Genomic DNA, 25,086 nt, shown 5'->3' on the forward strand with positions numbered 1-25,086 from the left:
GACGCGACGAACGGTGAGGAGGTGACGCGACATGGCTCAACGTGAATGGGTCGAGAAGGACTTCTACGCCGAGCTTGGCGTCTCCTCTGACGCCAGCGAACAGGAGATCAAGCGGGCGGCGCGCAAGCTGCTCGCGGAGAACCATCCCGACCGCAACCCGGGCAACCCGGCGGCAGAGGAACGGTACAAGGCCGTCTCGGAAGCCAAAGAGGTGCTGACCGATCCGGCCAAGCGGAAGGAATACGACGAGACCCGACGGCTTTTCGCCAACGGTGGTTTCGGTCGCGGCCGGTTCGGCGGTGGTTTCGGTGGATTCAGCGGCTACGGCTCGGACGGCGTCGAGTTCAACTTGAACGACTTGTTCGATGCCGCCGGCCAGACCGGCGGCGCGAACATCGGCGACCTGTTCGGCGGTCTGTTCGGACGCGGTGCGCAGCAGCCCCGGCCGAGCCGGCCGCGGCGGGGCAACGACCTGGAGACCGAGACGGAGCTGTCGTTCCTCGAGGCGACCAAGGGCGTTGCGATGCCGTTGCGGCTCACCAGTCCCGCGCCGTGCACGAATTGTCATGGCAGCGGCGCACGCCCGGGCACCAGCCCGAAGGTGTGCCCGAACTGCAACGGCTCCGGTGTGATCAGCCGCAACCAGGGGGCGTTCGGGTTCTCCGAGCCGTGCACCGAATGCCGGGGCAGCGGCTCGATCATCGAGCACCCGTGTCAGGAGTGCAAGGGCACCGGTGTCACCACGCGGACCCGCACGATCAACGTCCGGATCCCGCCGGGCGTGGAGGACGGTCAGCGAATCCGGTTGCCCGGACAGGGCGAAGCCGGCCTGCGCGGTGCACCGTCGGGCGATCTGTATGTGACCGTACATGTCCGGCCGGACAAGGTGTTCGGCCGCAAGGGCGACGACCTGACCGTCACCGTGCCGGTGAGCTTCCACGAATTGGCACTGGGCACAACGCTTTCGGTGCCGACTCTGGATGGCAAGGTCGGTGTGCGGGTGCCCAAGGGCACGTCCGACGGACGGATCCTTCGGGTGCGCGGACGCGGGGTGCCCAAGCGGTCTGGTGGCCACGGCGACCTGCTCGTCACCGTCAAGGTGGCGGTGCCGCCGAACTTGCCGCCCGAGGCGGTGGAGGCGCTTGAGGCGTACGCAAAGGCCGAGCGCGCCAGCGGTTTTGACCCGCGGGCGGGATGGGCAGGTGCGTGATGGCCAAGCGCTCCAACAAGGAAGCCCGCACCTTCTTGATCTCTGTGGCGGCCGAGCTGGCGGGCATGCACGCCCAGACGTTGCGCACCTACGACCGGCTCGGGCTGGTGCGTCCGCAGCGCACACCCGGTGGGGGCAGGCGCTATTCGCAGCATGACGTGGAGCTGCTGCGGGAGGTGCAGCGCCTGTCTCAGGACGAGGGTGTGAACCTCGCGGGCATCAAACGCATCATCGAGTTGACCAATCAGGTCGAGGCGTTGCAGGCGCGGGTCAAGGAGTTGACCCGTGAGGTCGAGGAGTTGCGGGCGCAGCCTCGGCCCAAGAGCACCGCGCTGGTGGTGTGGCAGCCGCGCAATCAGCGCTAGGGGTCGGTCAGCCCTGCCGCCCGCCGCACGGGCTGGACGCCTCCAGGTGCGCGATGGCGGCGAGCACCTGGTGACCTACGGACGAGTGGTATTCGCGCAGGTACTTCTCCCGGCGTGGGTCATCCTCGGCCAGGCGGTGGGTGAGCGGGTGCTCGGTGTTCCAGACGGCGTGCTGCGCGGCCGCGCCCACGGCGACCGCGAAGTCTTCCTCGTCCATATGTCCCACGTCCCATGACATAACGGTCCCCCCAGACCCGCGATATTCAAGCGCTAGATTCCCCAAAATTTTCGCGCACGTTATTTTGTAAGCAGGTTGCTTAGACATTTACCTTACACATGTCCACCTGACCAGCGGCGACAAAACGCCGATGCGAATCATTTGGCCGAAGTGGCGCGTTCGTGGCGTTGTACGCCTCTTATGAGCCAAAGCCGTTGAGCTAGGGGAATTTTGGAAGTCGAACGCTCCCCTGGCGGAGCTGCGGATCTCGGGAACTATCAGCGCGCTTCGATGTCTAGGACGCCGCGATCGCCGGCGAGCATTTCGACTGCTCGAACATGAGCTCGTCGTAGGAGCGATGGCGAAAGTCAGCGCACAAGCTCACGTTCCGCCCGCAGAGCCGTTGTTGCTATTGAAGACCGCCGACAACAAGGCGGATGAGGTCGATCATGAAAGTGAGCAGGACGGGCGGGGTTCCCGACGTGCCGGGGCAGGCGCCTATGCCGAGGAGACAGCCGCCACCGGCGCCGGGCTGACCAGGGGTGCGGATATCGAACGCGTAGGCGTCGCCGCCCCGGCCGCCGGTAGCACGCGTGCCCAGAAGACCACCGATGCCCCCGTCGCCGCCGCGGCCGCCGATGGCGGCTCCGGGGATATCGGTTGCATCGGCCAGCAGTGAGTACGCGTCACCGCCCTTGCCCCCGTTGCCACCGGAGCCGAGGCCATCACCGTTGCCGCCGTTCCCGCCGGCACCGCCGATAGCTCGCATCGGATCACCGTTGGTGGGGAAGAGGAACGCGGCGACGTTCAGTAGGGCGCTCACGGGCGGATACTCAAAATTGAGCGCGAGGCCACCGGCGCCGCCGTTGCCACCCGCGCCGCCCTGTACGCCGTTGCCACCGTCGCCGCCGGCACCGCCCATGACGGTTCCGGGTACGTAGAACGGGTTGAAGTAGCCGAGCGCGAAGCTGATGACCTGCCCGCCGTTGCCGCCGTTGCCGCCCGGCGCGCCGTCGCCGCCCCTACCGCCATTACCGCCGTTTCCGCTGAAGAACCCGCCGTTGCCGCCGTTGCCGCCGTTGCCGCCGCTGCCGCGCAGGGTGCCGGTCAAATTGCTGCCGCCGTCACCGCCGTTACCGCCGTTACCGCCGCTGCCCCATAGGAACGCCGACCCGCCGTTGCCGCCCTTACCACCGGATGGAGCGAGCACCGGGAAAGTGCCGCCGGATGCACCGTTGCCGCCGTTGCCGCCATTGCCGATGAATCCTGCGGCCCCACCGTTGCCGCCGTCCAGGCCGGAGCCCGCGGGCGGCGAATAGCCGTCCCCGCCGTTGCCGAACAGCCAGCCGCCGGGTTTGCCGTCCGGGCTGTCCGCGGTGCCGTCGGCACCGTGGCCGATGAGCGGTCGCCCTCTCCACTGATTGGTGAATACGGCCGTGATGGCTTCTTCGACAGTTATGTGTACCGGGAAATCGAAGATGAAAAGCGGCGCCATGGCGGCCTGGACTTGGCCGATAAGGGAAGCGAGGACGCCGGGAAGCGCCAGAATGAAGTCGATCTCGCCTGCCATTGGGCTGACCTCTGGCGCTGCCGCTGCCCCGATCGTCGGCGGTTGGGATCCGTCACCGGCCGCGTACGTGTCCATCAGCTCTTGCGCCCTGGAGACCAGCTGCGCCATCGGAGTGATCGGGACGGTCGTGGTGTCGCCGGGTGCTGAGTCATCGGCAAGGACGGGCGGCGGCGATGTGCTCGGCGGGACGTCGTCGGCCGGCGGGGGTGGCTCTACAGGATCTTCCGTGGCCGGGACGTCCTCTACCGGGTACTGCTCTGACGGAACTTCCTCTACCGGCTCCTCTTCTGCGGGCTCCTCATCCGCGAGCGCTTCATCCCCGAGCGCCCCCTCTTCTGCGAGCTCTTCGTCCTCGAGTGCCTCCTCTTCTGCGAGCTCTTCGTCCTCGAGGGGCTCCTCTTCTGCGAGGTCCTCATCGTCTACTTCGGCAAGGTCGTCCGCATCGGTGGAATCCAAGTTGCTGTCGACGTCGTCGATGGTGGAGTCGTCGAGGCTTTCAGCGACGTTGGCGTTACGCATGGTGCCGGTAGTGTCACGGCTGTCCGTAGTGTTGCGATCTGTCGCGGTTTGACCGTCAGATTTGCTATCGCTGGCCGACGCGGAATCATTGCTCGGGGTATCGGCGTGGGCGACTCCAGTTCCGGCAGCCATACCGGTGCATACGCCGAGGGTGATAACCCCTGTTCCGAGCCACAAACTGACGTCGTTGTGCCGGCTCTGAACACGATGCCGACCTGCGCGCCCGCTTGTTTTTCTTCGGGCTCTCCTGGCTGGCTTCGTCGCAGAATGTCTGGCGGCCACTCGCAGCACTCTACCGGCAACGATCCCTTTACAAGCGGCGTTTCAGCCGTAAATTGACGTTCTACACTATTTGCTGTTTGTACATTTTGTCGGCATTTCTCAATTTCTGTGACAGGGGTGCGGGAGCCGGGGCGGGATGTGGCCGGTTTCCTGCGCGGGCACGCGGTAGGGGTCTTCAACGGCGGGCCGTGTGGGGGCTCTCGCGTGTCTGCGATCTCACGTAGTCGACGAGCATCTCGTCGGCGTCGGCCGGGATGAATCCGGTGGACTCGATCTTGGTCAGATCGAGTGCGCTGTTTGTTGGGCGCGGGGCGACGGGACCTTGGGTCTTGCCGAAGTATTCGGCGGTGGACACCCCGGTCACCCGGGTCGGGTCGTGACCGGCGAGGGAGAACGTGCGACGCGCCACGTCCGCCCATGACCCCACGGGCCCCGAACCGCTCACGTTGTACGTGCCGTATGGCGCGTGCGTCTCGACCAGGTGCCGGATCGCCCGAGCCAGTTCGGAGGTGAAGGTCAAGCGTCCCCACTGATCGTCGACCACGGAAGGGTTCACGTCCCGGTCGGCCAGCGACAACATGGTGCGGACGAAATTGCGCCCGTCCCCGATCACCCAGGACGTGCGCAGAATGTAGTGGCGCGGCAAGGTGGCCACGATCTGATCGCCCGCCGCCTTGGTCTGTCCGTATACGCCGAGCGGCGTGAACGGGTCGTCCTCGCGGTACGGCCGCGTGCTCGTTCCGTCGAAGACATAGTCACTCGAGATATGCACAACGGTGAGGCCGCGCTCGGCAGCGACCCGCACGAGTGCCGCCACGCCGGCGACGTTGGTCGCCCACGCTGCCGCCCGCCCTTCGGTGGTCTCAGCGTTGTCGACAGCGGTGTACGCCGCGGCGTTGATGATCGTGTCGTAATCGCCCCAGCGGCGAGCCGATTGGAGGTCACCGGCAACCAGATCGATGTCGGCCCGGGTGGGGAACTCGACATGCGACGCGTCCCCGTAAGCCGCGCGCAGGGCGCGCCCCAGCTGCCCGCCAGCGCCGAGCACCAAGATCTTCGGCGGCGGCACGGGGTCGATGTCGGCCAGCCGGGGCTGGGCGCGGTCCTTGTCAGACAACACCGCTCGGTCCAGCGGGATCGGCCAGCTGATGGCGACGCTCTCGTCGGCGGGGTGTACCGATGTGTAGCTCGCATCGGCGGAGTAGTGGTCGTTGACGAGGTAGGAGTAGACCGTGTTCGGCTCGAGCGTCTGGTATGCGTTGCCCACCCCGCGGGGCACGAACACGGCGCGCGACGGATCCAGTTCGACGGTGAAGACGGTCCCGAACGTCGCGCCCGCGCGCAGGTCGACCCACGCCCCGAACGCCCGCCCGGCCGCGACGGAAACGAATTTGTCCCAAGGTTCGGCATGGATGCCGCGCGTGGTGCCCAGGTGTTCGTTGAAGGCGATGTTGTGCTGGACGGGACCGAAGTCCGGCATACCCGCGGCGAGCATCTTCTCGCGCTGCCAGTTCTCCTTGAACCACCCTCGGTTGTCGCCGTGGACGGGCAGCTGCCAAACCGTCAGCCCGGGAATAGGCGTGTGCTCAGCCTCCAAGGTCTTGCCGTACACCGTCATCGCTTGGATTCTCCGTCATTGCCCGAGTTCGGCATAGAACGCTTCGGTGGCTCCCTTGGTTGACGCCCACCAATCCTCGTGATCGCGGTACCAGTCGATGGTCGCCGACAGGCCTTCTTCGAAGTCGCCATACCGCGGCCGCCACCCGAGTTCGTCACGCAGCTTGGTCGAGTCGATTGCGTACCGCAGATCGTGTCCGGCGCGGTCGGTGACGTTGTCGTACCCAGCAGGGTCATGGCCCATCATGGTCAGGATCAGCTCGACGACCGTCTTGTTGTCCTTTTCGCCGTCGGCGCCGATGAGATAGGTCTCGCCGATTCGGCCCTTCTCCAATATCGCCAGCACCGCCGATGAATGGTCTTCGGCATGAATCCAGTCGCGGACATGGCGACCGTCGCCGTACAACTTGGGGCGGATGTCCCACAACACGTTCGTGATCTGTCGGGGAATGAACTTTTCGACGTGTTGGTACGGACCGTAGTTGTTGGAGCAGTTCGAGATCGTCGCCTCAACGCCATACGATCGCACCCACGCCCGCACCAGCATGTCGCTGCCGGCCTTGGTCGCCGAGTACGGTGAGGACGGCTGATAGGGACTGGATTCGGTGAACCTCGCCGGATCGTCGAGCGCCAAGTCGCCGTACACCTCGTCGGTCGAGACATGGTGCAGGCGGACGCCGTGCTTTCGAACTGCCTCGAGAAGAGTGAAAGTGCCGATCACATTGGTGCGCACGAACGTCTGCGGGAAGTGCAGGGAATTGTCGTTGTGCGATTCCGCCGCGTAGTGCACGACCGCATCGACTGATGCCACCAACTCGTCGACCAGCTCCGGGTGGGCGACGTCGCCATGGACGAATTCCACCCGGTTCTCCGGCAGGCCGGACAGCGACGCGCGGTTGCCGGCGTAGGTGAGTTTGTCCAGGACCGTGACGTGGTGGGCGGTCTGGTTGACCAGGTAATGCACGAAGTTGGATCCGATGAAGCCCGCACCTCCGGTGACGAGAATCCGAGCCACTAGCGGCCCCGTTCGAGCAGATCCAGCAGGTACGTTCCGTAACCGGACTTGATCAGCTTCGTGGCGCGGTCACACAGCTCGTCGTCGTTGAGAAACCCTTGGCGCCAGGCGATTTCCTCGGGCACGCCGATCTTCAAGCCGGTGCGTCGTTCCATGGTGCGCACGAAGTCGGCCGCGTCGGTCATCTGGTCGAACGTTCCGGTGTCCAGCCATGCGGTCCCGCGGGGGAGCACCTGAACCCGCAATCGGCCCTGCTCCAGGTAGGCGCGGTTGACGTCGGTGATCTCGTACTCACCGCGCGCACTGGGGGCGAGGTCGCGCGCGATCGCGACGACGTCGTTGTCGTAGAAGTAAAGCCCGGGCACCGCGAAATTGCTCTTCGGCTGCTTGGGCTTTTCCTCCAGAGACACCACCACGCCGTTGGCGTCGAACTCCACCACCCCGTACGCGGAGGGCTCGCTCACCCAGTAGGCGAATATCGTGCCGCCGTCGACATCGTCGAAGCGGCTGAGTTGGCTACCCAGGCCCGGCCCGTACAAGAGGTTGTCACCCAGAATCAGGGCGACTTTCTCGGTGCCGATGAAGTCCTCGCCGATCGTGAACGCTTGGGCCAGTCCGTCCGGTGAGGGCTGCTGGGCAAACGTGATCGAGATGCCGAACTGTGAGCCGTCGCCCAGCAGGCGCTCGAAACTCTCCGCGTCGTGGGGTGTCGTGATCACCAAGATGTCCCGGATACCCGCCAGCATCAGCGTGGACAGCGGGTAGTACACCATCGGCTTGTCGTAGACGGGGATCAACTGTTTGGAGACCCCGAGCGTGATCGGATGCAGGCGCGTTCCCGAACCGCCCGCCAGGATGATTCCCTTCATGACGAAATCGTTTCTCCGCCAGCCCCTTTAATGCGCAGCCACCCGGTATCGACGTTGCCGACTATGCGGCTGCCTTGCGGGTATCGCTCGGATCGCTGTCGCCGGTGTTGGCGTCGCCGCCCGATGTTTGCTTGGAAACGGTCCCCGACGGACCTGTCGATGCGGGAGCGACACTCTCGGCTGCGCCGTCATCCTCTTTGGTTGCCTCCACGGTGTCGGTTTCCGTGTCGGGATCCACGTCGGTGTCGATGTCGATGTCGATGTCCGTGTCGGTGTCGGTGTCGACGTCCACCTCGATGTCGGTCTCGTCGATCGCGGCGTCCACTTCGGTGTCAACGTCAGTCTCGACGTCCGTCTCCTCGACCGTCGTTTCGTCAGCCGCATTCTCTTCTGTCACGGCGTCCGCGGCCGGCGCCTGTTCGGCTTCCTGCTCGTCTGTGCCACCCGGTCCGTCGACGTCGAGAGCAGCCGCCGCCATCTGCCGCGCGGCGAGGGAAACCGACTGCTGCGCAAGGTCGTCATCCCCGGCCGCCAGAGCCGACGCCTCGGGTTCGGGTTCGGGTTCGGGCTCGGGTGGCGGGGGCGCCGGGATCACTCCGATGGCCTGCAGGATGTCCCTGAGCCCGTTGGCAATCCACTGAAGCACATCGACCAGCGGTTGGAACGGCCACAGCGTGTAATCCAGGACGTTCACGGCGAGGGCGAGGAAACCCTGTGCTGCGGCGTAGCTGTTGCTGTAAAGGTTGAGAGCGGCTGTGCCGATGAAACCGGCAACAGTGTTCTGTGACCCGTCGCCCCAAGGCGAGATACCGAGTGCGGCGTTGCCGATGCCGATCGCCGAGGCACTGCCCGGCCCTAGTTGCAAAACGATGTTGGCCCCGCCGGAGGCGCCGGCATTTGCGGCCGCGTTGCCGAGGGGCGAGGCGCTGATGACGAGATTGGGTCCGCCGACTGCCGCGGCTGTTCCCGGCCCGATCTGGGTCGCCATGCTGAAGAAGGAGAAGATCGCCCCTGCTGTCGCGTGGTCGCCGAACGCGGTGACGGCGGTGAAGGCGCTCAGGGCAGCCGTGGCGTTGGCACCGGCGCCGATCGCCACGGCGCTGCTGAAGAATCCCATCGAGGCATTCGCGGTGGCACCGGGGCCGATCGCGATCGCGATCGATGTGATGTTGCTTGTGCAACCGTTGCCGTTGTTCAGCCCGAAGGCCGAGAAGCAAGTCGCGTTGGCGGCCGGAACTCCGCTGAAGGTGCCGGTCGCAAGCGCGGTGGAGACGGCCATCGCGCCGACAAACGCGCCGCCCCTCTTCGCTCGGTGCTTTGCCATCGAAACCCTAGGTGCTCGTAGGGCATTGCCAGTTCGGGACGCTCACGTCGCGACACACTGGTCTGGCCCTCGTTTCTGCAGATAATTTACTTTGCGGACAATAACCCAAACACACCCACGATAGCTAGCTCTTGCTCCGAAAAGTCCGTTGTCGGGTCGACAATCCTTACTTGACAACCTCGAGCTGGTCTGTAACTGCGTCGTCTTCGTCCTTCGGCAGCAGCAACGCGCGCACCACCGGCCGAGGTCCTTCGGATCGAAGCATGAGGCTGGCCGGGCGCGGGCGCACTATTTGCGGCCACCAGAACCACCGACCGAGCAGCGCGGCGATCGACGGTGTCAAGAACGCCCGCACGACCAATGTGTCGAACATCAGGCCCAGCGCGATGGTGGTGCCGACCTGACCGATGATCCTCAAGTCGCTGACCACCATCGCGGCCATGGTGAACGCGAACACGAGCCCGGCGTTCGTCACGACTTTGCCCGTGCCGCCCATGGCACGGATGATCCCGGTGTTTATGCCGGCCGAAATCTCCTCTTTGATCCGGGATACCAGCAGCAGGTTGTAGTCGGACCCGACGCCGAGGAGGATGATCACGGCCATCGGAAGCACCATCCAATGCAAGTTGATGCCCAGAATGTACTGCCAGATCAGAACGGCCATCCCGAAGGATGCGCCCAGCGAGAGCGCGACTGTGCCGACGATGACCAGCGCGGCGATGATGCTGCGAGTGATGACGAGCATGATGATGAAAATCAGGCAGAGCGCGCTGACCGCCGCGATCCACAGATCGTATTTCGAGCCGTCGCGAAGGTCCTGGAATGTCGATGCGGCGCCGGCGATATGAATGCTGGCGCCCTGCAACGGGGTTGTCTTCAGCGCCTCCTCGGCCGCCATTCTCATCTGATCGATGTTCGCGATGCTCTCGGGTGATCCCGGGTCTCCCTTGTGGGAGATGATGAATCGGGCCGCTCTTCCGTCCGGGGACAAGAAGGAATCCATCGCGCGGCGGAAATCGGGGTTCTGGAAAACCTCCGGAGGCAGATAGAAAGAGTCGTCGTTGTTGGCCGCGTCGAATGCCTGACCCATGGCCGTCGCGTCTTCGTTGGATTCGTTCAGCACGTCGAAAAGCCCGGACATGGTGCTGTGCATGGTCAGCAGCATGTTCCGCATGGTTTTCATGATGTCGATCATTTGCGGCAATGATTCAAGTAACTGCGGCAGCAGGGCGTCGACCTTTTCCAGATCCGCTACGAGTTCGTCCATCTTGCCCGTGAGGATGTCGACGTTGTCGAGTGCATCGAAGACACTTCGAAGTGCCCAGCAGACTGGGATGTTGAAGCAGTGTGGCTCCCAGTAGAAGTAGTTGCGGATCGGCCTGAAGAAATCGTCGAAATTCGCGAGGTGATCTCTGAGATCGGCCACCGCTGCCGACATGTCTCTCGTGATGTTGACCGTGTCATGGGTGATGTCGGTCATCTGCCGTTGTATGTCGTACATGACTTGGGCTATGGCGATCTGCTTGTCCATCAGATCGGCCTGCGTGAGCATGTCGTCGACGCGGGCCCTCATGTGCTTCATCATTTGCACCTGGCCGGCGTTCTGCAGGCTGATGAGAAACGGAATCGACGTTCGTTCGATCGGTGTTCCTTCGGGACGGGTTATGCCCTGCACCCGCGAGACCCCTGGAACTTGAAAAATTGCTTTGGCCAACTTGTGCAGCACAAGAAAATCGTCGGGGTTACGCATGTCGTGATCGGTTTCGATCATCAGGATGTCGGGCATCATTCGCGCTTGAGAGAAGTGCCGATCAGCCGCGGCATACCCGAGATTGGCCGGAACGTCTTCAGGTAGGTACTGGCGGTCGTCATAGCTTGTTCGGTAACCCGGCAGTGCGATCAGACCGACCAACGTAACCGCCAACGTCGCAACGAGTATGGGGCCGGGCCAGCGGACAATCGCCGTGCCGAGCCGGCGCCATCGACGGGTGCCGATCCACCGCCGGGGGTCGAACAGCCCGACCCTGCTTCCGATGGTCAGAACCGATGGGACAAGCGTGAGCGCGACGACGACCGCGACAACCATGCCCACCGCGCATGGCACGCCAACGGTCTGAAAGATCGACATCCGGGTAAAGCTCAGGCACAACAGTGCGCCGGCGATCGTCAAGCCGGAACCCAGGACCACGCGGGCCACGCTGCGGTAGGTGGTGTAGAAAGCCGTTTCCCTGTCTTCGCCGGCCTGACGCGCCTCTTGGTACCGGCCGAAAAAGAAGATCCCGTAGTCGGTTCCGGCCGCCATCGCGAGCGCCACCAACAAGTTGACGGAGAAGGTCGAGAGCAGAACCAAGTCGTGATGGCCGATGAAGGCAACGATTCCGCGTGCCGCGAACACTTCCACGCCGACCGTGACCAACAGCAGTATCACGGTGGCGAACGAACGGTAGACGATGAGCAGCACCACGAAGATGATCAGGGCGCCGACGAAGGTCAACTTCAGAATGGATCGTTCACCGCTGTGCGTCATATCGCCGACAAGCGCTGCCGACCCGGTGACATGGACCTCGACGCCGGCCGGCGGCGGAGTCCGGTCGACGATGTCGCGGACAGCTTCGACGGATTCCTGCGATTTGGGCGTGCCTTGATCGCCGGCCAAATTCAACTGCACGTAAACGGCCTTGCCGTCGGGGCTTTGGGCCCCTCCCGCCGTCAGGCGATCGCCCCACAAGTCCTGGACGTGCTCGACATGCGGGTCGTTTTTCAGCGCGCGGACCAACCCGTCGTAATATGTGCGCGCCTCATCGCCGAGAGGTTGCTGACCCTCCAGCACGATCATCGCCGTGCTGTCGGAATCAGATTCTTCGAATACCTGCCCCATCCGCGCCATCGCCTGAACCGCCGGTGCATCCCTTGGGCTCATCGGCACGGCCTGCTCGCGGCCGACCTGCTCGAGGGACGGGACTGCAAAGGTGACGAGCAGGGTCAGCGCCACCCAGGCCAGGATGATGAGCGGCGCGAACTTGCGAATCGTCCGTGCCATCAAGGGGATTCGACGGTTCTCGGGGCTCATGGGGCCGCCAGCAGGCAGCGGCGCCCGAGGTTGTTACCGCCTTGTACCACGATGCGCTCCGCCGTTGCCGGCACCCGCAGTGAAGTCGACCCCTTCGGGCGGCGGGCTTTCCAACAGAGCGCGCACCAGGGGACGGGGGCCGGTGGCCCTCAGCAACGAACTCGCGGGCCGCTGCCGGACTCGCTGCGGCCACCAGAACCACCGTCCCAACAAGGCCGCGATCGACGGCGTCATGAACGCGCGCACGATCAACGTGTCGAACATCAGGCCCAGTCCGATCGTCGTGCCGATCTGCCCGATGCTGAGCAAGTCGCTGATCGCCATCGAGGCCATCGTGGCGGCGAAGACCAACCCCGCAGTGGTGACGACCTTGCCGGTGCCGCCCATCGCACGGATGATCGCGGTGTTGATTCCGGCGCCCAGTTCGTCCTTTATCCGTGCGACAAGCAACAGGTTGTAATCGGAGCCCACTGCCAGAAGGACGATCACCGCCATCACGAGCACTGCCCAGTGAATCTGTATGCCAAGCAGATACTGCCAAACGAAGACGGATACCCCGAAGGCCGCACCCAGGGAAACAAGAACCGTGCCCACGATGACGAGAGCGGCCACGACGCTTCTCGTCATGATCAGCATGACGATGAAAATCAGGCAGATCGCCGACACGACCGCGATCATCAGGTCGAATTGCGACCCGACGACAATGTCTTTCGTCATGGCGGCGGTCCCGCTGAGATAGATCGGAGAGCCCTCCAGGGGCGTTCCTTTGAGTGCCTCCTCGGCGGCATTGTGGATCGCATCTACCCGCGCGATACCCTCTGGGGAAGCCGGATCGTCCTTTTGCGTGATGAACATCCGAACCGACTTTCCGTCCGGTGAGATGAAGATATCCATCACGCGTTTGAAGTCTTCGTTCTTGAAGATGTCCGCCGGTATATAGAAGGAATCGTCGTTCTGTGCGGCATCGAACGACTTGCCCATGGCGGTCGGATCGACGTTGGCTTCGTCCATTTGACCGAAGACGCCGGACATCGTGGCGTGCATGCTCAGCATCATCGACCGCATGCTCTCCATGATCGCGATCATCTGGGGGAATTGGACGAGCATCTGGGGCATGAGAACGTCGATCTTGTCGAGGTTCACCACCAGCGCGTCGAGCTTTTCGGTGAGCACATCGACGCCGTCAATCGTGTCGAATATTCCCCTGATCGACCAGCAGAGAGGAATGTTGTAGCAGTGCGGCTCCCAATACAGATAGTTGCGAATCGGCCGGATGAAGTCGTCGAAATTCGCGATGCTGTCCCGTAGTTGTTCGGTGATTTCCTGCACTTCATGAGTGTTGGCGGTCATGTCATGCATCGTGGCGACCATCTGTTCCATCAATCCGTACATATGTCGCATGATTCCGACCGCTTGCTCGAGCATTTCAGCCTGCTCGAGGATCTGCTCCATCTGCGCTTTCTGGAAGGCCATGTACTGCTGCTGGCCCGCCTGCTGCATGCTGAGCATGTACGGGATCGTGGTGTGCGGGATCGGGGTGCCCTCGGGTCGAGTCACCGCCTGCACCTTCGAAACGCCCGGAACGGCGAGGACGGCTTTGGCGAGCTTGTTGAGGACCAAGAAATCGGTCGGATTGCGTAGATCGCGATCGGTTTCGACCATCAACATTTCCGGCGCCATCATCACCGACTCGGGAAAGTGCCGGGCTGCGGCCGCCATGCCTTGATTGGCCGGAATGTCTTTCGGTAGATACTTCTGATCGTTGTAGCTCGGTTTGAATCCGGGCAGGGCCAGCAGTCCGACCAGCGTGATCGCCATGGTGGCCGTAAGGATGGGCGCGGGCCATCGCACGATTGCCGTTCCGATCCGCCGCCACCCGTGCGCGTGGAGATTCCGCTTCGGGTCAAGCAGCCCGAACCGGCTTCCCACAGCGATGACCGCGGGGAAGAGCGTGAGAGCGACCGCGATCGCGACCAGAACGCCCACGGCGCACGGGAGCGCCAGAAGGCTGAAGAAGCGCAACCGGGTGAAGCTCAGACAGTAGAGGGCCCCGGCGATCGTCAACCCGGAGGCCAGCACAACTTTGGCGACCCCGCGGTAAGTGGTGTAGTAGGCGGTCGCTTTGTCCTGGCCGGCCTGGCGTGCTTCCTGATAGCGCCCGAAGAAGAAGATTCCGTAGTCGGTTCCGGCGGCGATGCAGAGAGCGACCAGCAGGTTCACGCCGAAAGTCGTCAGGCCGATGACCTCGTGTAGGCCAAGCAACGCGACAATTCCACGGGCGGCCTGCAATTGGATACCGACCACCAGCAGCAAGAGCAGAACGGTTGCGATCGAACGGTATACGAACAGCAGCATCACAAAGATGACGCCGATGCTCACCACCGTGATCAGGATGACTGTCCTGTTACCGCTGACGCTGATATCCGCGGCGACCGCCGCAGGGCCGGTGACATACGCAGTGACGCCCGGCGGCGGTTGTGAACGGTCGACGATGTCTCGAACGGCGGCAACCGATTCAAGGATCGTGGCCTGGTTCTGGGTGCCGACGAGGCTTATCTGGACATAGGCAGCCTTGCCATCACTGCTTTGCGCAGCCCCCCTGGTGAGTTCGTCACCCCAGAAGTCCTGAACGCTCTGCACATGTTTCTGATCGCCTCGAAGCTCACCGACCAATTGGTCGTAGTAGTCGTGAGCGTCCTGGCCTAGCGGTTTATCGCCTTCCAGAACAATGATTACGGCGCCACCGGAGTCGGGTGAGTTGAAAGCCTCGCTCATCCGTTCCGCGGCTTGAAACGACGGCGCCTCTGTTGGGTTGAGTGAAAGTGCTTGTCGCTGTTCGACTTCCTCGAGAGTCGGCACGGCGACGGTCAAGACACCAATGACCACCAACCACGCCAAGATGATCGGCAGCGAGAACCGGCGAATGGCTCGCGCCGCCAAAGGCTGAGTGTCGTACAGCTGGTGGTTGCTCATGCGGCCTTCAACATGCAGCTGGTGAAGGTACTGACCGCGTGGTGTTTGATGTTCTCTGATTTCACGACGTTGTCGACCAAGATGCGGCAGCCGAGCCTTTCGCTGTCCCCGTTCGCAGCGATGCTGCCGACACCCGCGGCGGTGGTGATGGGGAACTCGAGCGACCACGGCAGGGGTACATCGGTGAGGAACTTGGGGTTGCCGTTCTCGTCGAAATAGCTGATTTGAGCCACCGTTCCCGGCGGCCCGAATATCTCGTACCGCAAGTACTTGGGATTGATGGGAGTCTCGTCCGCCTTGGTGTCGCCGTAGGACAAAGAGTTCACCGTGCCGAAGATGTTGTGCAGGCGCGAAACCGTGAACCCGCCGGCGACGACGACCGCCACGATGACGAGCGGCAGCCACACGCGCCTGAGGAGCCGGAACATCGCCGATGCCGGGGTTCGGCGACGTCTCCGAACCCCACCGTTGACGCGGGGATCCGGCGAAGGTCGACGTTCTCGTCGGTGATAGAAACGCCGGCGCGCGGGGCGCTGGGGGGTTTCGGGGGCGTCTTCGACGGCGACGTCGGATCGGGCCGGCCCAACGTCGTGCGTGCTGCCGTCGACCACCGCACCCATTCCTTTCCCCTTCCGACGGTTTTACCAACGGGCCATGCCAGCCGAACAGCGGCTTTTCGTCACGCCCACCGTCTTGAAGACCGCGACCGATCTTGAGGACACCCAACCATGCAGGTGACCACATATTGACGTTTCCGTAACGGATCGTAAAGCATCAGCCTGTGACGTATCGGGGGATCTGGCACCGCCCTGGGATCCGTTCTCGACTTGCGTCGTCGCAACCAGCAAATCCGCTGATCTGTAGACGTCGTTGCGTTTCGTCGGTGTCAGTCGATCTGGGCTGACAGCTCGAATTCGGCCAGCGTGTCCGCGACCAGCTCCCGCAAAGCCGACTTCGTGGTGACCACCCCGGGCTGGTAGCCCTGGATGCTCATCGAGATCTGGCCCACCGAGGGCAGCCGGCCGAACAGCACCTGCAATAGTCCACCGGTTCGCTCGAGCCGCTCTTCGCTGATGTGCTGATTCGTTCCTCGTGCCCACGCGCTCTGGCATTGGGTGCCGTCCGGGCAGGTCACCGCTGAGCCGACGTCACCGAAATTCGAAATGACCGTCGGTTGATCAGGGTCGTCCATCGCCCAGTCCATCAGCTGTTTCCACGTCCGCCTCGGGGTGAACGGCGTCAGTGGAAGTAGCGGTGAAGCTTCGTCTGGCGTATCGCGCAGCGTCTTCAGCGCCTCTTTGATCGCTCCGCGGGCAGCGCTCAGGTCCTTCCTCACCTGTGTCGGGTCGATGCTCACCCGGGCAAACGACACCGCGACCGCGCGCGTGTCGTCCTCGGTGCGGTCGCTGACAATGACCTGCATCTTGACGGTGCCATCGCGATGTCGGCGCCCCAACCGTTCCCCGAGCCTGGCGGCCAGCCCGGTGGCCAGTGTGTTGCTCGCACCGCCAAGAGCTTTCGCGCGGGCATCCCACTCCTCTGCGTCGATCAGGATCCAGACCCCGGGGACGACGACGTGGCGATCTCCGCCTTCTCGGACGGCCGTTGTCCTCGGTGTGCGTCGGGCGTCGTCGTTCTGGCGCCGACGCGCTTCCTTGGCGGCGGCGACCAGCGCCCGGGCGACCTCAGGCAAGTCGCGCGCCGTTTGACCGGCATCCTCGACCAACGCACGCAGGCGGCCGCGCGAGCGGGGCGGCGGATAGTCGTAATCCCGGGACAAGCCCATCACCGCCTTGGCCACTTCGACGACGCTGCCGAGGCCATCGAGCACATAGTGCGAGATCACCATGGTGATCGCGGTCGAACCGTCCGTCAGTGGAAGGACGCCGATGTGCCAGGCCGGCCCCTGCTCCGGATCGACCGGAACCTGCGCGCGCTCGTCCAACCAGTCGCCGAGTTCCGCCCGCGGGCGGGTGGCGTCGGCGATATCGACGGGTGCGGGCCGCTGGTCCGCCACCCATCGGTACCGAGCGAACGGCAGCGGGGAACGCTCGATCAGCCGGCCCCACAGGGAGCGGCTCATGCTCTGGTGAAACCGGCCCAACCCATCCAGATCGATGGCGCGGTCGTAGAGCCACACCACCTGCATGACTTCTTTCTGACCGGTCGCGCGATGTCCTGCATAGAACGCTTGGTCCATCAACGCGAGCCGATTGTCCCGCTTCGTATCACGGCCGGATACGCGTACAGGGTCCTGAGTGGTCACGGATGGCCTCCGATGGTCGCGCGTGCTTCCGCTACGTCGTCGGCGTCGACGAGTCGAACATATTTGACACGAGCGTCAGAATATCCGGGGTGCTTTCGCGATCTATTGGGTCTCGGTCGGGGTAGTTCGCCGGGGTGGACAACGCTGCCCGGCGACTGAGCCTGGGCCTTGAGCCCGGCGCTTTGACGTGCATAGCGCCAGCACGCGGAGGAGGGTGGAAAGCGACCGATGAAGTTCGTGCTGGCCTTCTACGGAACCCGTGGGGATGTCGAGCCCGGCATCGCGCTCGGCCGCGAGTTGACGCGCCGCGGTCACGAGGTGTGCATGGCCGTTCCGCCTGACCTGTTGGACTCGGCGGAGTCGGTCGGCCTCACGGCGACTCCTTACGGACCTGAGACAAAGGCATGGCTGGAGGACACGCGTGACTTCTGGGGCTACCTGTTCCGCAACTTCTGGAAGGTCCGCGATGTGCAGAGGTACCTGCGGGAATCGCGGGAGCCGGGCATTCGCGCCTGGAAGGAGATGACCGAGACCCTGGTTTCGCTCGCGAATGGGGCCGATCTGCTGGTTACCGGGATCAGCTATGAAGAACTCGCCTTCGATGTCGCGGAATCTCGCGATATCGCGCTGGCCACGGTGTTGTGGTTTCCGATGCGGGTCAATGGCCGGTTGGTGCCGAATCTGCCTGCGCCGGTGATCCGCGCCGCGATGCGGGTGTACGAGTGGTTGATCTGGCGTGGGGTGCGAAAGGTCGTTGCTGCGCAGCGGCGTGAACTGGGCTTGGTCCGCGCGACGGGTCCTGTGCCGGCTCGGATCGCAGAACGTGGGCTGCTGGAGATCCAGGCCTATGACGAGGTGCTCTTTCCGGGGCTGGCGACCGAATGGGCGAAATGGGATGGTCAACGACCCTTCGTCGGCACCTTGACGCTGGAGTTGCCGACGGACGAGGACGAGGACGTCATGTCCTGGATTCATGCGGGGACGCCACCGATCTGCTTCGGGTTCGGCAGCATTCCGGTGGAGTCGCCTGCCGAGATGGTCGCCATGATTGCGGGTGCCTGCGCGCAGGTCGGCGAGCGGGCGCTGGTGTGTGCCGGTTGGACCGACTTGAGCAACGTTCCGCAGTTCGACCACGTCAAGGTGGCGGGGGCGGTCAATTACGCGACGGTCTTTCCGTCCTGCCGTGCGGTCGTCCATCACGGCGGCGCCGGTACCACAGCGGCGGGTCTGCGGGCTGGAGTTCCCACGCTGGTGCTTTGGATGGCCGATGTTCAGCTGATCTGGGGGGCCGCGGTCAAGGGCTTGAAGGTGGGCACATCGCGGCGGTTCTCTGCGGCTTCCGAGAAGACGCTGGTTGCCGACCTGCGGACCATCCTCGCCCCAGACTACGTCGACCGCGCCCGCCGGGTCGCGACCCGGATGACCAAGCCCGCTGACAGCGTCGCCGCCGCTGCCGACCTCATGGAGAGTTACGCGCGCCGCAAGCGTGTCGGCTGAGTAGCGCCGGATCCCGAAATTTACAAATATTGACGACAGTGTAAGTCTAGACTCAGCGCCGATATTGCCGCTGTGCGAGAGTGGGCCATCTTGACCGTTACCGACTACGACGTGCGCTATTTGTACCTTGATCTGCTTCGGCGCAACCTGACCCGGTTCGGGATGCACGAGCGGATGCCGTCGGATTGGCCGTTGCGGCGCCGACTGCTTCTCAAAGCGGTCAATACGGTCGCCCCCAAGCTCAGAGGCGCCGGCGTGCGGGGCCAACACGTGCGCGATGCAGGGCTGGACTGGCCGCCCGAGGCCGAGACGATGATCGGCATGAAGAGGCTCACCAGCTTGCAAGAATGTGTGGAGACCGTACTCGCCGATGACGTGCCCGGCGATCTCGTCGAAACCGGAGTGTGGCGGGGCGGTGCGTGCATTCTGATGCGGGCGGTCTTGGCGGCATATGGGGACACGACCCGCAACGTGTGGTTGTGCGATTCCTTTCAGGGTGTCCCGCGCTCCGACACCCAGAACTACAAGGCGGACAAGGGGATCAGGGCAGAGTTCGCGGCCGGCATCTTGGGTGTGTCAGAAGCAGACGTCCGAGCCAACTTCGAACGTTACGGGTTGTTGGACGACCAAGTTCGGTTCCTCCCAGGGTGGTTCAGAGACACCTTGCACGACGCCCCGATCGAACGTATCGCGGTGTTGCGACTCGATGGCGATCTCTATGAATCCACGATCCAGGCCCTGGATGCGCTGTACCCGCGGCTGTCGCCCGGGGGGTTCTGCATCGTCGATGACTATCTGGCGGTGAAGGCTTGCGAAAAAGCCGTTACCGACTACCGCGAGAAGCACGGAATATCCGCGGAGATCATCGACATCGACGGAACGGGCGTGTTTTGGCGAAAATAGTTGCAGTTCGGCGGATGTCGCCATCGCATCGAGTGTATGTCTGACAGCGCCAACCTGGTCCGCATCGGCATTCTGGGTGCAGCCCGCATTGCGCCTGCGGCACTGATCAAGCCGGCGAAGCGGAATGCGGAGGTCGCCGTCGTCGCGACGGCAGCGCGTGATGTCGCACGTGCTCAGCAGTTCGCCACCAAACACGGCATCGCCCGGGTCCACGGAAGCTACGAAGCGCTGATCGACGACCCAGACGTGGATGCGGTGTACAACCCGCTGCCGAATGCCTTACACGGCAAGTGGACTCGGGCCGCACTTGAAGCCGGTAAGCACGTGCTGTGCGAAAAGCCTTTCACCGCCAACGCGGCGGAAGCCCGCGAGATCGCTGAGCTGGCGGCGAAGTCGGACCGCGTCGTGATGGAGGCATTCCACTACCGCTACCACCCGTTCGCCGCACGCGTCGAGCAGATCATCGCGTCGGGCGAGCTGGGCACGCTGCAGCGGGTCGACGCGGCCGACTGCTTCTGGTTGCCGAAGTTCTCGGCGAATGCCTACAACTACACCCTCGGCGGCGGTGCGCTGATGGACCTCGGCAGCTACGTGGTCGACATGCTCCGGACGTTCGGCGGTTCCACGCCGAAAGTCGTCTCCGCACAAGCGAAACTGCGAAGTCCTCAGGTAGACCGCGCCATGACGGCTGAGCTGCAGTTCGCCGACGGTCATGTCGGGCGGCTCCGCTGCTCGCTGTGGTCGGCCGATTTGCCACACGTCACCGCCAGGGTGGTGGGCGACCGCGGTGAACTGCGACTGCATCCGGTGATTCCCTTTCAGCAGTTCTCGGTCCGATCTGCCGACGGCAGCCGTGTGGAGCGCTTCTTTCGCGCCCGCACGACCTACGACTACCAGCTGGAAGCGTTCGCTGCGGCGGTGCTGCGCGGCGAGCCGGTCAAGACGACATCGGCAGAAGCGGTCGAGAACATGACCGTCATCGATGACATCTATCGGGCTGCCGGCCTGTCGCCTCGCCAGCCGGTCTAGACGCTGAATCCAGCGTTCGGCTATGCAGCGAAATGCAGCCCGTTGATGTGGTCTGCGACGCGTAAGGCATTGGCTGCGACGGTCAGGCTCGGGTTGAGGCCCGTGCTGGACGGGAAGAACGACGCATCCGCCACATAGAGGTTGTCGACTTCATGGGCACGGTTCTGCGGGTTCAGGACGCTGGTCGTGGGATCGGTTCCAAACCGGCACGTGCCGCAGACGTGGCCCAGGGTTTGGTTGTTCTCGCCGTGGCGCAGAGTGAGCGTGCGGAACGGCTGCAGCACCTCTTTGATCTGACGCAGAAACACCTTTCGGCGTTCGATTTCGCTGGGGTGGAACCGGTACTGAAGGCGCAGACGTTGGCGTCCGTCGAAACTGGGCTGATCGCTCGGCAGCACACGGTTGTCGAGATATGGCAGGTCCTCCATCATCGCGACGAGTATCAGCCCGCCGTTGAGGAGCACGTTGTAGACCGGCCGCACGGCCGAGTTCGCCAGGCGCAGTGCCTTCGATGCCCAGCGGGGTTGGTTCATCATCATGTCCAGTGGCGCCAACGACGCCATCGAGCCGGCCGATTGCACCGTGCCGTACTTCTGGCCATCGATGAAATAGAAGTCGTTGAGCCCGATTTCCTTGTTCTCGGCGGTGATCTTGCTGCCGCGGTGCGGCCAGACCTCGATCCAGTCCATCAGATGACGCATCAGGTTGCGGCCCACCATGTCCGAGCCGTTGGCCAGCCCACGCGGCCAATCCCCGGAGCGCGAATTGAGCAGCAGGATGGGGGTAGCCAGCGCTCCCGCGGCCAGCACCACCACCTTTGCCTTGAGCGCGAGCATGTCGGAGCCGCGCTGACAAATCACCTGTTGCACTCGGGTTCGGTCCGCCTCGAGCCGTACGACCCGGCACTCGTCGAGCAGGCCGGCGCCGTACTCGACGACGGCGGGCAACACACCGCTTCGGGCGCCGTCGTTCTTGCATGCCTTGGGGCACAGATAGGCCTGGCACGTCGGACAATCGTCGGTGTAATCACAGGCCATCGGAAGGCGATAGGGGTGCAGGCCGCGCCCGGTCAGATAGTTGACCAGCGGTTGGTTGTCCACGGAAAAAGGGGGTCCGGCGGGGAGGTCGACGTCAGCCACCTCGGGGCGTAGCGGATCCCGTTGACCACGCACCCCGAGCAGCTTCTCGGCCTCCGAATACCAGGGCGCCAGCTGTTCGTATGAGATCGGCCAGGCTTCGGGCACGGTCGATTCGCCCGGGTTGGCGAAGTGTTGGCGCGGGCTGAAATCGTCGGCGAAGAACCGTTCGCACACCATGCCGTAGAGCGCCGACGATCCGCCCGTGCCGCTGCCGATGAACGGCACGAACCGTCTGGGGAAGCGGCCGGTGATGTCGGTGATCTCGTCCGTGCTGCGTCCGCCGCGCGCCAGCGTGTCGAAGTAGGTCTTCATCGACCGGGCTGACAGTGGCTCGGCCATTTCGGGCATCGTCGAGCGGATCGTTCCCGGCGTGCCTGGCAGGGTGGAGCGTCCTTTTTCGACGAAGAGCACCCGCCGCCCGGCTTGTGCCAGCCAATGGCCGAGCATTCCTCCGCCCATGCCGGCGCCGACGACGATGACATCCCATTCGACGCGCTCTGCCTCACGCCCCGTCAAGTCGCCGTCAGGCACAATTGCGCTCCTCAACCTGATGGACCAAAACTGGCCTGGTCCGGGCCGATTCGGGATCGTATCAACGATGAGAAGCGCCCATGGCAAAACGCTTACGTGAACGTCAAAAAGGTCGGGCTTTCGGACGTGCGACTGAGGTGCCCGCACGGGCGATCCGCGTCATGACAGGTCGAGGATGGCGATCAGCCCGTCGTCGTGATTGCCGCGTTGAAAGCGTTGCGAAGTTTCCAGCGCCCCGTTCGCCAGGTCTCGGCGCAGATCTTCGTCTGCTTCGAGTCTCATCAGGTTGGCTGCCAACGCGGTCGCGTCACCTGGCGGACTGAGGAGTCCGGCGGCGCCGTGTTCGACTATCTCAGGGGTGCCACCTGAGTTCGTCCCGCATACCGGCAGTCCGGCTCTCATGGCCTCAACGGTGACGCGGCCGAACGCTTCGCTGTGGCTACACATCAGGCCGACGTGGGCGGAGGCCCAGAAGCGTCCGACATTGTCTGTCGGTCCGTGGATCGTCACCAAGTCGTCCACCTCCATACGCTGGGCGAGGCTGTGAAACGGCTCGCGTCGTCCGGCGCCGACCAGCGTCAACTCGATGTCGACGCCGGCTCTGCGGGCGATCGCTATGGCCTCGATGGCCAGGCGCTGTCCCTTTGCGGCGGAGTAATAGCCGACAAGGATGGTGCGCATGCGTTCGCCGGGTTGCCTTTCAGGCGGCGTGCCCAGTTCGGTGTCGACCGCGGGGTAAACGACGTGTGTTTTCAACGTGGGATCCAGCGCGAGCATCGCCTGCTCGACGGCGTGGGAATTGCAGATCACCGACTTCGACAACCGGCCGATCAAGCGGACGGATCTGCGGTACCCGAACAGGAACCAGAGCCGGTGGTCACCTCGACCGAACTCGCGAACCATCCAGTGGTGGGGAATACCGAGGATTTTGGCGGCGATGGCATGCGATGGAATGGTCATGGTGTTGGTGAGAACCATTGTTGGGCGTTCACGTAGGAAGAACACCAGTGCTTGCACAATGCCCGGGAGAAGCAAAGCGGTGTAGGGCAGCCAACCGATGAGCGCGTGAGGGTCGACGTGTGGGGAACGGCTCCATCTGCCAAAAGCCCACCACGGTGTCCAGGCGATCTTGGTTCGGATACCGTCGTCGGCACAGCGCTGTGCGACGTCGCCCTTTTGCGGGACGATCGCGACGAGACCGACATCCGGCCGCTTGTTGCGCACCGCCAATAGCGCGTCATGAAAATCAATCACGCCGCCACCGCCGAAGCGGCTGACATTTGAGACCACCACAACGCATGGGCGGGTTGGACCGTCAGGGGGTGAATTCGTGTGCACGCGCCGTCGGGTTTTCATCCGGCCCAATGACCCAACGGCGAACACGGGCCACAGTTTATGCTCAACCCGCACACCTTGATCCGCAATGGTGCTGTGCAATGCTCGGTTGGCGTACCCTCATCATGGCCACCGGCCTGCGGCGGACTGCGAGTGCGTACGGTCGGTCGGCTAGGCAAGGAGCACCTGTGCGATATCGGCTTCGGACCGTGTGCGACGGCGGCCGGCCGCAGACGCCGGCCGGGCTCGCGGTACCGCCGGACGCAACGAACGGATTCGTCGGCTAGTGGTGAGTCGCGTGCGGATCGGTGTCTTGGGGGCCGCTCGAATCACGCCGGCGGCGTTGATCGGCCCGGCGAAGGACAACAACGAGGTCGTGGTGGCGGCAGTCGCTGCGCGCAACGTCGCGCGTGCTGAAGCTTTTGCGGCCAGACACGCCATCGGTCGGGTGCACGACAGCTATGAGGCTCTGATCGCTGACCCGGATGTGGATGCGGTGTACAACCCGTTGCCGAATAGCTTGCATGGCAGATGGACTCGAGCCGCACTCGAGGCCGGCAAGCACGTGTTGTGTGAGAAGCCGTTCACCGCCAATGCCGCCGAGGCTCGCGAGATCGCGCAGTTGGCTGCTGAGTCGGGCCAGGTGGTGATGGAAGCGTTCCACTACCGCTATCACCCGTTTGCGTTACGTGCCGAGGAGATCATCGCGTCGGGTGAGCTCGGTACCCTACAACGGGTCGATGTCGCTTTCTGCTTTCCGCTGCCGAGATTCTCCAACATCCGCTACGACTACGCACTCGCCGGCGGCGCGACGATGGATGCCGGATGTTACGCCGTACACATGTTGCGGACGTTCGGCGGTTCGACGCCCGAAGTTATTTCGGCGCAAGCGAAATTGCGCGACCGTTTGGTGGACCGGGCGATGACGGCCCAGTTGCGGTTCCCCGAGGGCCACATCGGTCGGCTTCGCTGTTCGATGTGGTCGTCCAATCTGTTGAAGATAAGCGTCAACGTGGTCGGTGATCGTGGCGAGCTGCGAGTGCTGAACCCGGTGCTGCCCCACCTTTTTCATCGGTTCTGGGTACGAGCTGATGGCCGCAGCCGGGTGGAGCGCTTCCCGCGACGGGCCACCTATGCCTATCAGCTCGATGCATTCGCCGCGGCGATCTTGCGGGGAGAGCCGGTGTCGACCACGCCCGAGGACGCGGTCGAAAACATGTCGGTCATCGATTCGATCTACCTCGCCGCGGGGCTTCCGATTCGCAAGCCGAGCTGAGCGCGGATTGACTGGGGCCCATCCACAGGTCGTTGTGACCCACGGCAACGACGGTAAACGGACTCGACGACCCAGGCCA

General features: G+C 63.8%; 18 protein-coding genes. 6 read left to right on the plus strand and 12 right to left on the minus strand.

Features of this window, described 5'->3' with window-relative positions; genetic code table 11:
- Nucleotides 1–31 precede the first annotated feature (31 nt).
- Together dnaJ and MELE44368_RS15500 are read left to right on the plus strand one after the other, a co-directional pair.
- Nucleotides 32–1,210 carry a molecular chaperone DnaJ gene (gene dnaJ / locus MELE44368_RS15495; protein ID WP_046753534.1) on the plus strand — a complete coding sequence of 393 codons (1,179 nt, stop codon included), beginning with the start codon at nucleotides 32–34 and terminating at the stop codon, nucleotides 1,208–1,210.
- Nucleotides 1,210–1,575 carry a heat shock protein transcriptional repressor HspR gene (locus tag MELE44368_RS15500; RefSeq protein ID WP_046753535.1) on the plus strand — a complete coding sequence of 122 codons (366 nt, stop codon included), beginning with the start codon at nucleotides 1,210–1,212 and terminating at the stop codon, nucleotides 1,573–1,575. Before dnaJ ends, MELE44368_RS15500 begins: the two co-directional genes overlap by 1 nt.
- A gap of 7 nt (nucleotides 1,576–1,582) precedes the next feature.
- Here MELE44368_RS15500 and MELE44368_RS15505 read toward each other — a convergent pair whose 3' ends face one another.
- From MELE44368_RS15505 to MELE44368_RS15555, 10 genes are all read right to left on the minus strand, one after another.
- Entirely contained in the window at nucleotides 1,583–1,792 is a 210-nt protein-coding gene (locus tag MELE44368_RS15505; RefSeq protein ID WP_046753536.1) for a hypothetical protein, read from the minus strand.
- 409 nt (nucleotides 1,793–2,201) lie between these two features.
- Complete coding sequence (locus MELE44368_RS27350) at nucleotides 2,202–3,881, minus strand: PGRS repeat-containing protein (protein ID WP_164890119.1); 1,680 nt, start codon at nucleotides 3,879–3,881, stop codon at nucleotides 2,202–2,204.
- A gap of 457 nt (nucleotides 3,882–4,338) precedes the next feature.
- The gene (locus MELE44368_RS15520; protein ID WP_064929679.1) at nucleotides 4,339–5,781 is read right to left on the minus strand and encodes a sugar nucleotide-binding protein; all 1,443 of its coding nucleotides are present in this window, start codon (nucleotides 5,779–5,781) and stop codon (nucleotides 4,339–4,341) included.
- Between the two features lie 15 nt (nucleotides 5,782–5,796).
- On the minus strand, nucleotides 5,797–6,795 hold the full coding sequence (gene rfbB, locus MELE44368_RS15525; protein ID WP_064929681.1) for a dTDP-glucose 4,6-dehydratase: 999 nt from the start codon (nucleotides 6,793–6,795) through the stop codon (nucleotides 5,797–5,799).
- Nucleotides 6,795–7,664 carry a glucose-1-phosphate thymidylyltransferase RfbA gene (gene rfbA / locus MELE44368_RS15530; RefSeq protein ID WP_064929683.1) on the minus strand — a complete coding sequence of 290 codons (870 nt, stop codon included), beginning with the start codon at nucleotides 7,662–7,664 and terminating at the stop codon, nucleotides 6,795–6,797. Before rfbA ends, rfbB begins: the two co-directional genes overlap by 1 nt.
- A 61-nt stretch (nucleotides 7,665–7,725) precedes the next feature.
- A complete protein-coding gene (locus tag MELE44368_RS15535; RefSeq protein WP_128109307.1) occupies nucleotides 7,726–8,988 on the minus strand; it encodes a hypothetical protein in 1,263 nt (420 codons plus the stop codon).
- Nucleotides 8,989–9,154: 166 nt separating this feature from the next.
- A complete protein-coding gene (locus MELE44368_RS15540) occupies nucleotides 9,155–12,058 on the minus strand; it encodes an MMPL/RND family transporter (RefSeq protein ID WP_064929687.1) in 2,904 nt (967 codons plus the stop codon).
- Between the two features lie 33 nt (nucleotides 12,059–12,091).
- A complete protein-coding gene (locus MELE44368_RS15545; protein WP_128109308.1) occupies nucleotides 12,092–15,031 on the minus strand; it encodes an MMPL/RND family transporter in 2,940 nt (979 codons plus the stop codon).
- Nucleotides 15,028–15,459, minus strand: a complete 432-nt coding sequence (locus tag MELE44368_RS15550) for an MmpS family transport accessory protein (RefSeq protein WP_064929691.1) — start codon at nucleotides 15,457–15,459, stop codon at nucleotides 15,028–15,030. The genes MELE44368_RS15545 and MELE44368_RS15550 overlap by 4 nt, the downstream gene beginning before the upstream one ends.
- Nucleotides 15,460–15,917: 458 nt before the next feature.
- Complete coding sequence (locus tag MELE44368_RS15555) at nucleotides 15,918–17,231, minus strand: condensation domain-containing protein (protein WP_064929693.1); 1,314 nt, start codon at nucleotides 17,229–17,231, stop codon at nucleotides 15,918–15,920.
- A gap of 294 nt (nucleotides 17,232–17,525) precedes the next feature.
- Between MELE44368_RS15555 and MELE44368_RS15560 the strand changes: the two genes are divergently transcribed.
- The 3 genes from MELE44368_RS15560 to MELE44368_RS15570 all read left to right on the plus strand — a co-directional run bounded on the left by MELE44368_RS15560 (nucleotide 17,526) and on the right by MELE44368_RS15570 (nucleotide 20,726).
- Nucleotides 17,526–18,794 carry a glycosyltransferase gene (locus MELE44368_RS15560; RefSeq protein ID WP_064929695.1) on the plus strand — a complete coding sequence of 423 codons (1,269 nt, stop codon included), beginning with the start codon at nucleotides 17,526–17,528 and terminating at the stop codon, nucleotides 18,792–18,794.
- Between the two features lie 90 nt (nucleotides 18,795–18,884).
- On the plus strand, nucleotides 18,885–19,697 hold the full coding sequence (locus MELE44368_RS15565; RefSeq protein WP_064929734.1) for a TylF/MycF/NovP-related O-methyltransferase: 813 nt from the start codon (nucleotides 18,885–18,887) through the stop codon (nucleotides 19,695–19,697).
- A gap of 36 nt (nucleotides 19,698–19,733) precedes the next feature.
- Nucleotides 19,734–20,726, plus strand: a complete 993-nt coding sequence (locus MELE44368_RS15570; RefSeq protein WP_128109309.1) for a Gfo/Idh/MocA family protein — start codon at nucleotides 19,734–19,736, stop codon at nucleotides 20,724–20,726.
- A gap of 20 nt (nucleotides 20,727–20,746) precedes the next feature.
- On the opposite strand, the gene MELE44368_RS15575 is transcribed toward MELE44368_RS15570, so the two are convergent.
- Together MELE44368_RS15575 and MELE44368_RS15580 are read right to left on the minus strand one after the other, a co-directional pair.
- Complete coding sequence (locus tag MELE44368_RS15575; protein WP_128109310.1) at nucleotides 20,747–22,396, minus strand: GMC oxidoreductase; 1,650 nt, start codon at nucleotides 22,394–22,396, stop codon at nucleotides 20,747–20,749.
- Nucleotides 22,397–22,555: 159 nt separating this feature from the next.
- Nucleotides 22,556–23,779 (minus strand): glycosyltransferase family 4 protein, encoded by a 1,224-nt coding sequence (locus MELE44368_RS15580; RefSeq protein ID WP_128109311.1) that lies wholly within the window; start codon nucleotides 23,777–23,779, stop codon nucleotides 22,556–22,558.
- 241 nt (nucleotides 23,780–24,020) lie between these two features.
- Here MELE44368_RS15580 and MELE44368_RS15585 point away from each other — a divergent pair, with 241 nt between their 5' ends.
- Complete coding sequence (locus MELE44368_RS15585) at nucleotides 24,021–25,007, plus strand: Gfo/Idh/MocA family protein (protein WP_064929738.1); 987 nt, start codon at nucleotides 24,021–24,023, stop codon at nucleotides 25,005–25,007.
- Nucleotides 25,008–25,086 lie beyond the last annotated feature (79 nt).

The sequence above is a fragment of the Mycolicibacterium elephantis DSM 44368 genome (assembly GCF_004014805.1).
Classification (GTDB): domain Bacteria; phylum Actinomycetota; class Actinomycetes; order Mycobacteriales; family Mycobacteriaceae; genus Mycobacterium; species Mycobacterium elephantis.

What these genes read in the sequence shown, in the direction of transcription:
- MELE44368_RS15535 (WP_128109307.1), bottom strand. Translation starts at nt 8,988, where the DNA reads ATGGCAAAGCACCGAGCGAAGAGGGGCGGCGCGTTTGTCGGCGCGATG.
- MELE44368_RS15540 (WP_064929687.1), bottom strand. Translation starts at nt 12,058, where the DNA reads ATGAGCCCCGAGAACCGTCGAATCCCCTTGATGGCACGGACGATTCGC.
- dnaJ (WP_046753534.1), top strand. Translation starts at nt 32, where the DNA reads ATGGCTCAACGTGAATGGGTCGAGAAGGACTTCTACGCCGAGCTTGGC.
- MELE44368_RS27350 (WP_164890119.1), bottom strand. Translation starts at nt 3,881, where the DNA reads ATGCGTAACGCCAACGTCGCTGAAAGCCTCGACGACTCCACCATCGAC.
- MELE44368_RS15550 (WP_064929691.1), bottom strand. Translation starts at nt 15,459, where the DNA reads ATGTTCCGGCTCCTCAGGCGCGTGTGGCTGCCGCTCGTCATCGTGGCG.
- MELE44368_RS15505 (WP_046753536.1), bottom strand. Translation starts at nt 1,792, where the DNA reads ATGGACGAGGAAGACTTCGCGGTCGCCGTGGGCGCGGCCGCGCAGCAC.
- MELE44368_RS15560 (WP_064929695.1), top strand. Translation starts at nt 17,526, where the DNA reads ATGAAGTTCGTGCTGGCCTTCTACGGAACCCGTGGGGATGTCGAGCCC.
- MELE44368_RS15545 (WP_128109308.1), bottom strand. Translation starts at nt 15,031, where the DNA reads ATGAGCAACCACCAGCTGTACGACACTCAGCCTTTGGCGGCGCGAGCC.
- MELE44368_RS15570 (WP_128109309.1), top strand. Translation starts at nt 19,734, where the DNA reads ATGTCTGACAGCGCCAACCTGGTCCGCATCGGCATTCTGGGTGCAGCC.
- MELE44368_RS15555 (WP_064929693.1), bottom strand. Translation starts at nt 17,231, where the DNA reads ATGGACCAAGCGTTCTATGCAGGACATCGCGCGACCGGTCAGAAAGAA.
- MELE44368_RS15520 (WP_064929679.1), bottom strand. Translation starts at nt 5,781, where the DNA reads ATGACGGTGTACGGCAAGACCTTGGAGGCTGAGCACACGCCTATTCCC.
- rfbA (WP_064929683.1), bottom strand. Translation starts at nt 7,664, where the DNA reads ATGAAGGGAATCATCCTGGCGGGCGGTTCGGGAACGCGCCTGCATCCG.
- MELE44368_RS15500 (WP_046753535.1), top strand. Translation starts at nt 1,210, where the DNA reads ATGGCCAAGCGCTCCAACAAGGAAGCCCGCACCTTCTTGATCTCTGTG.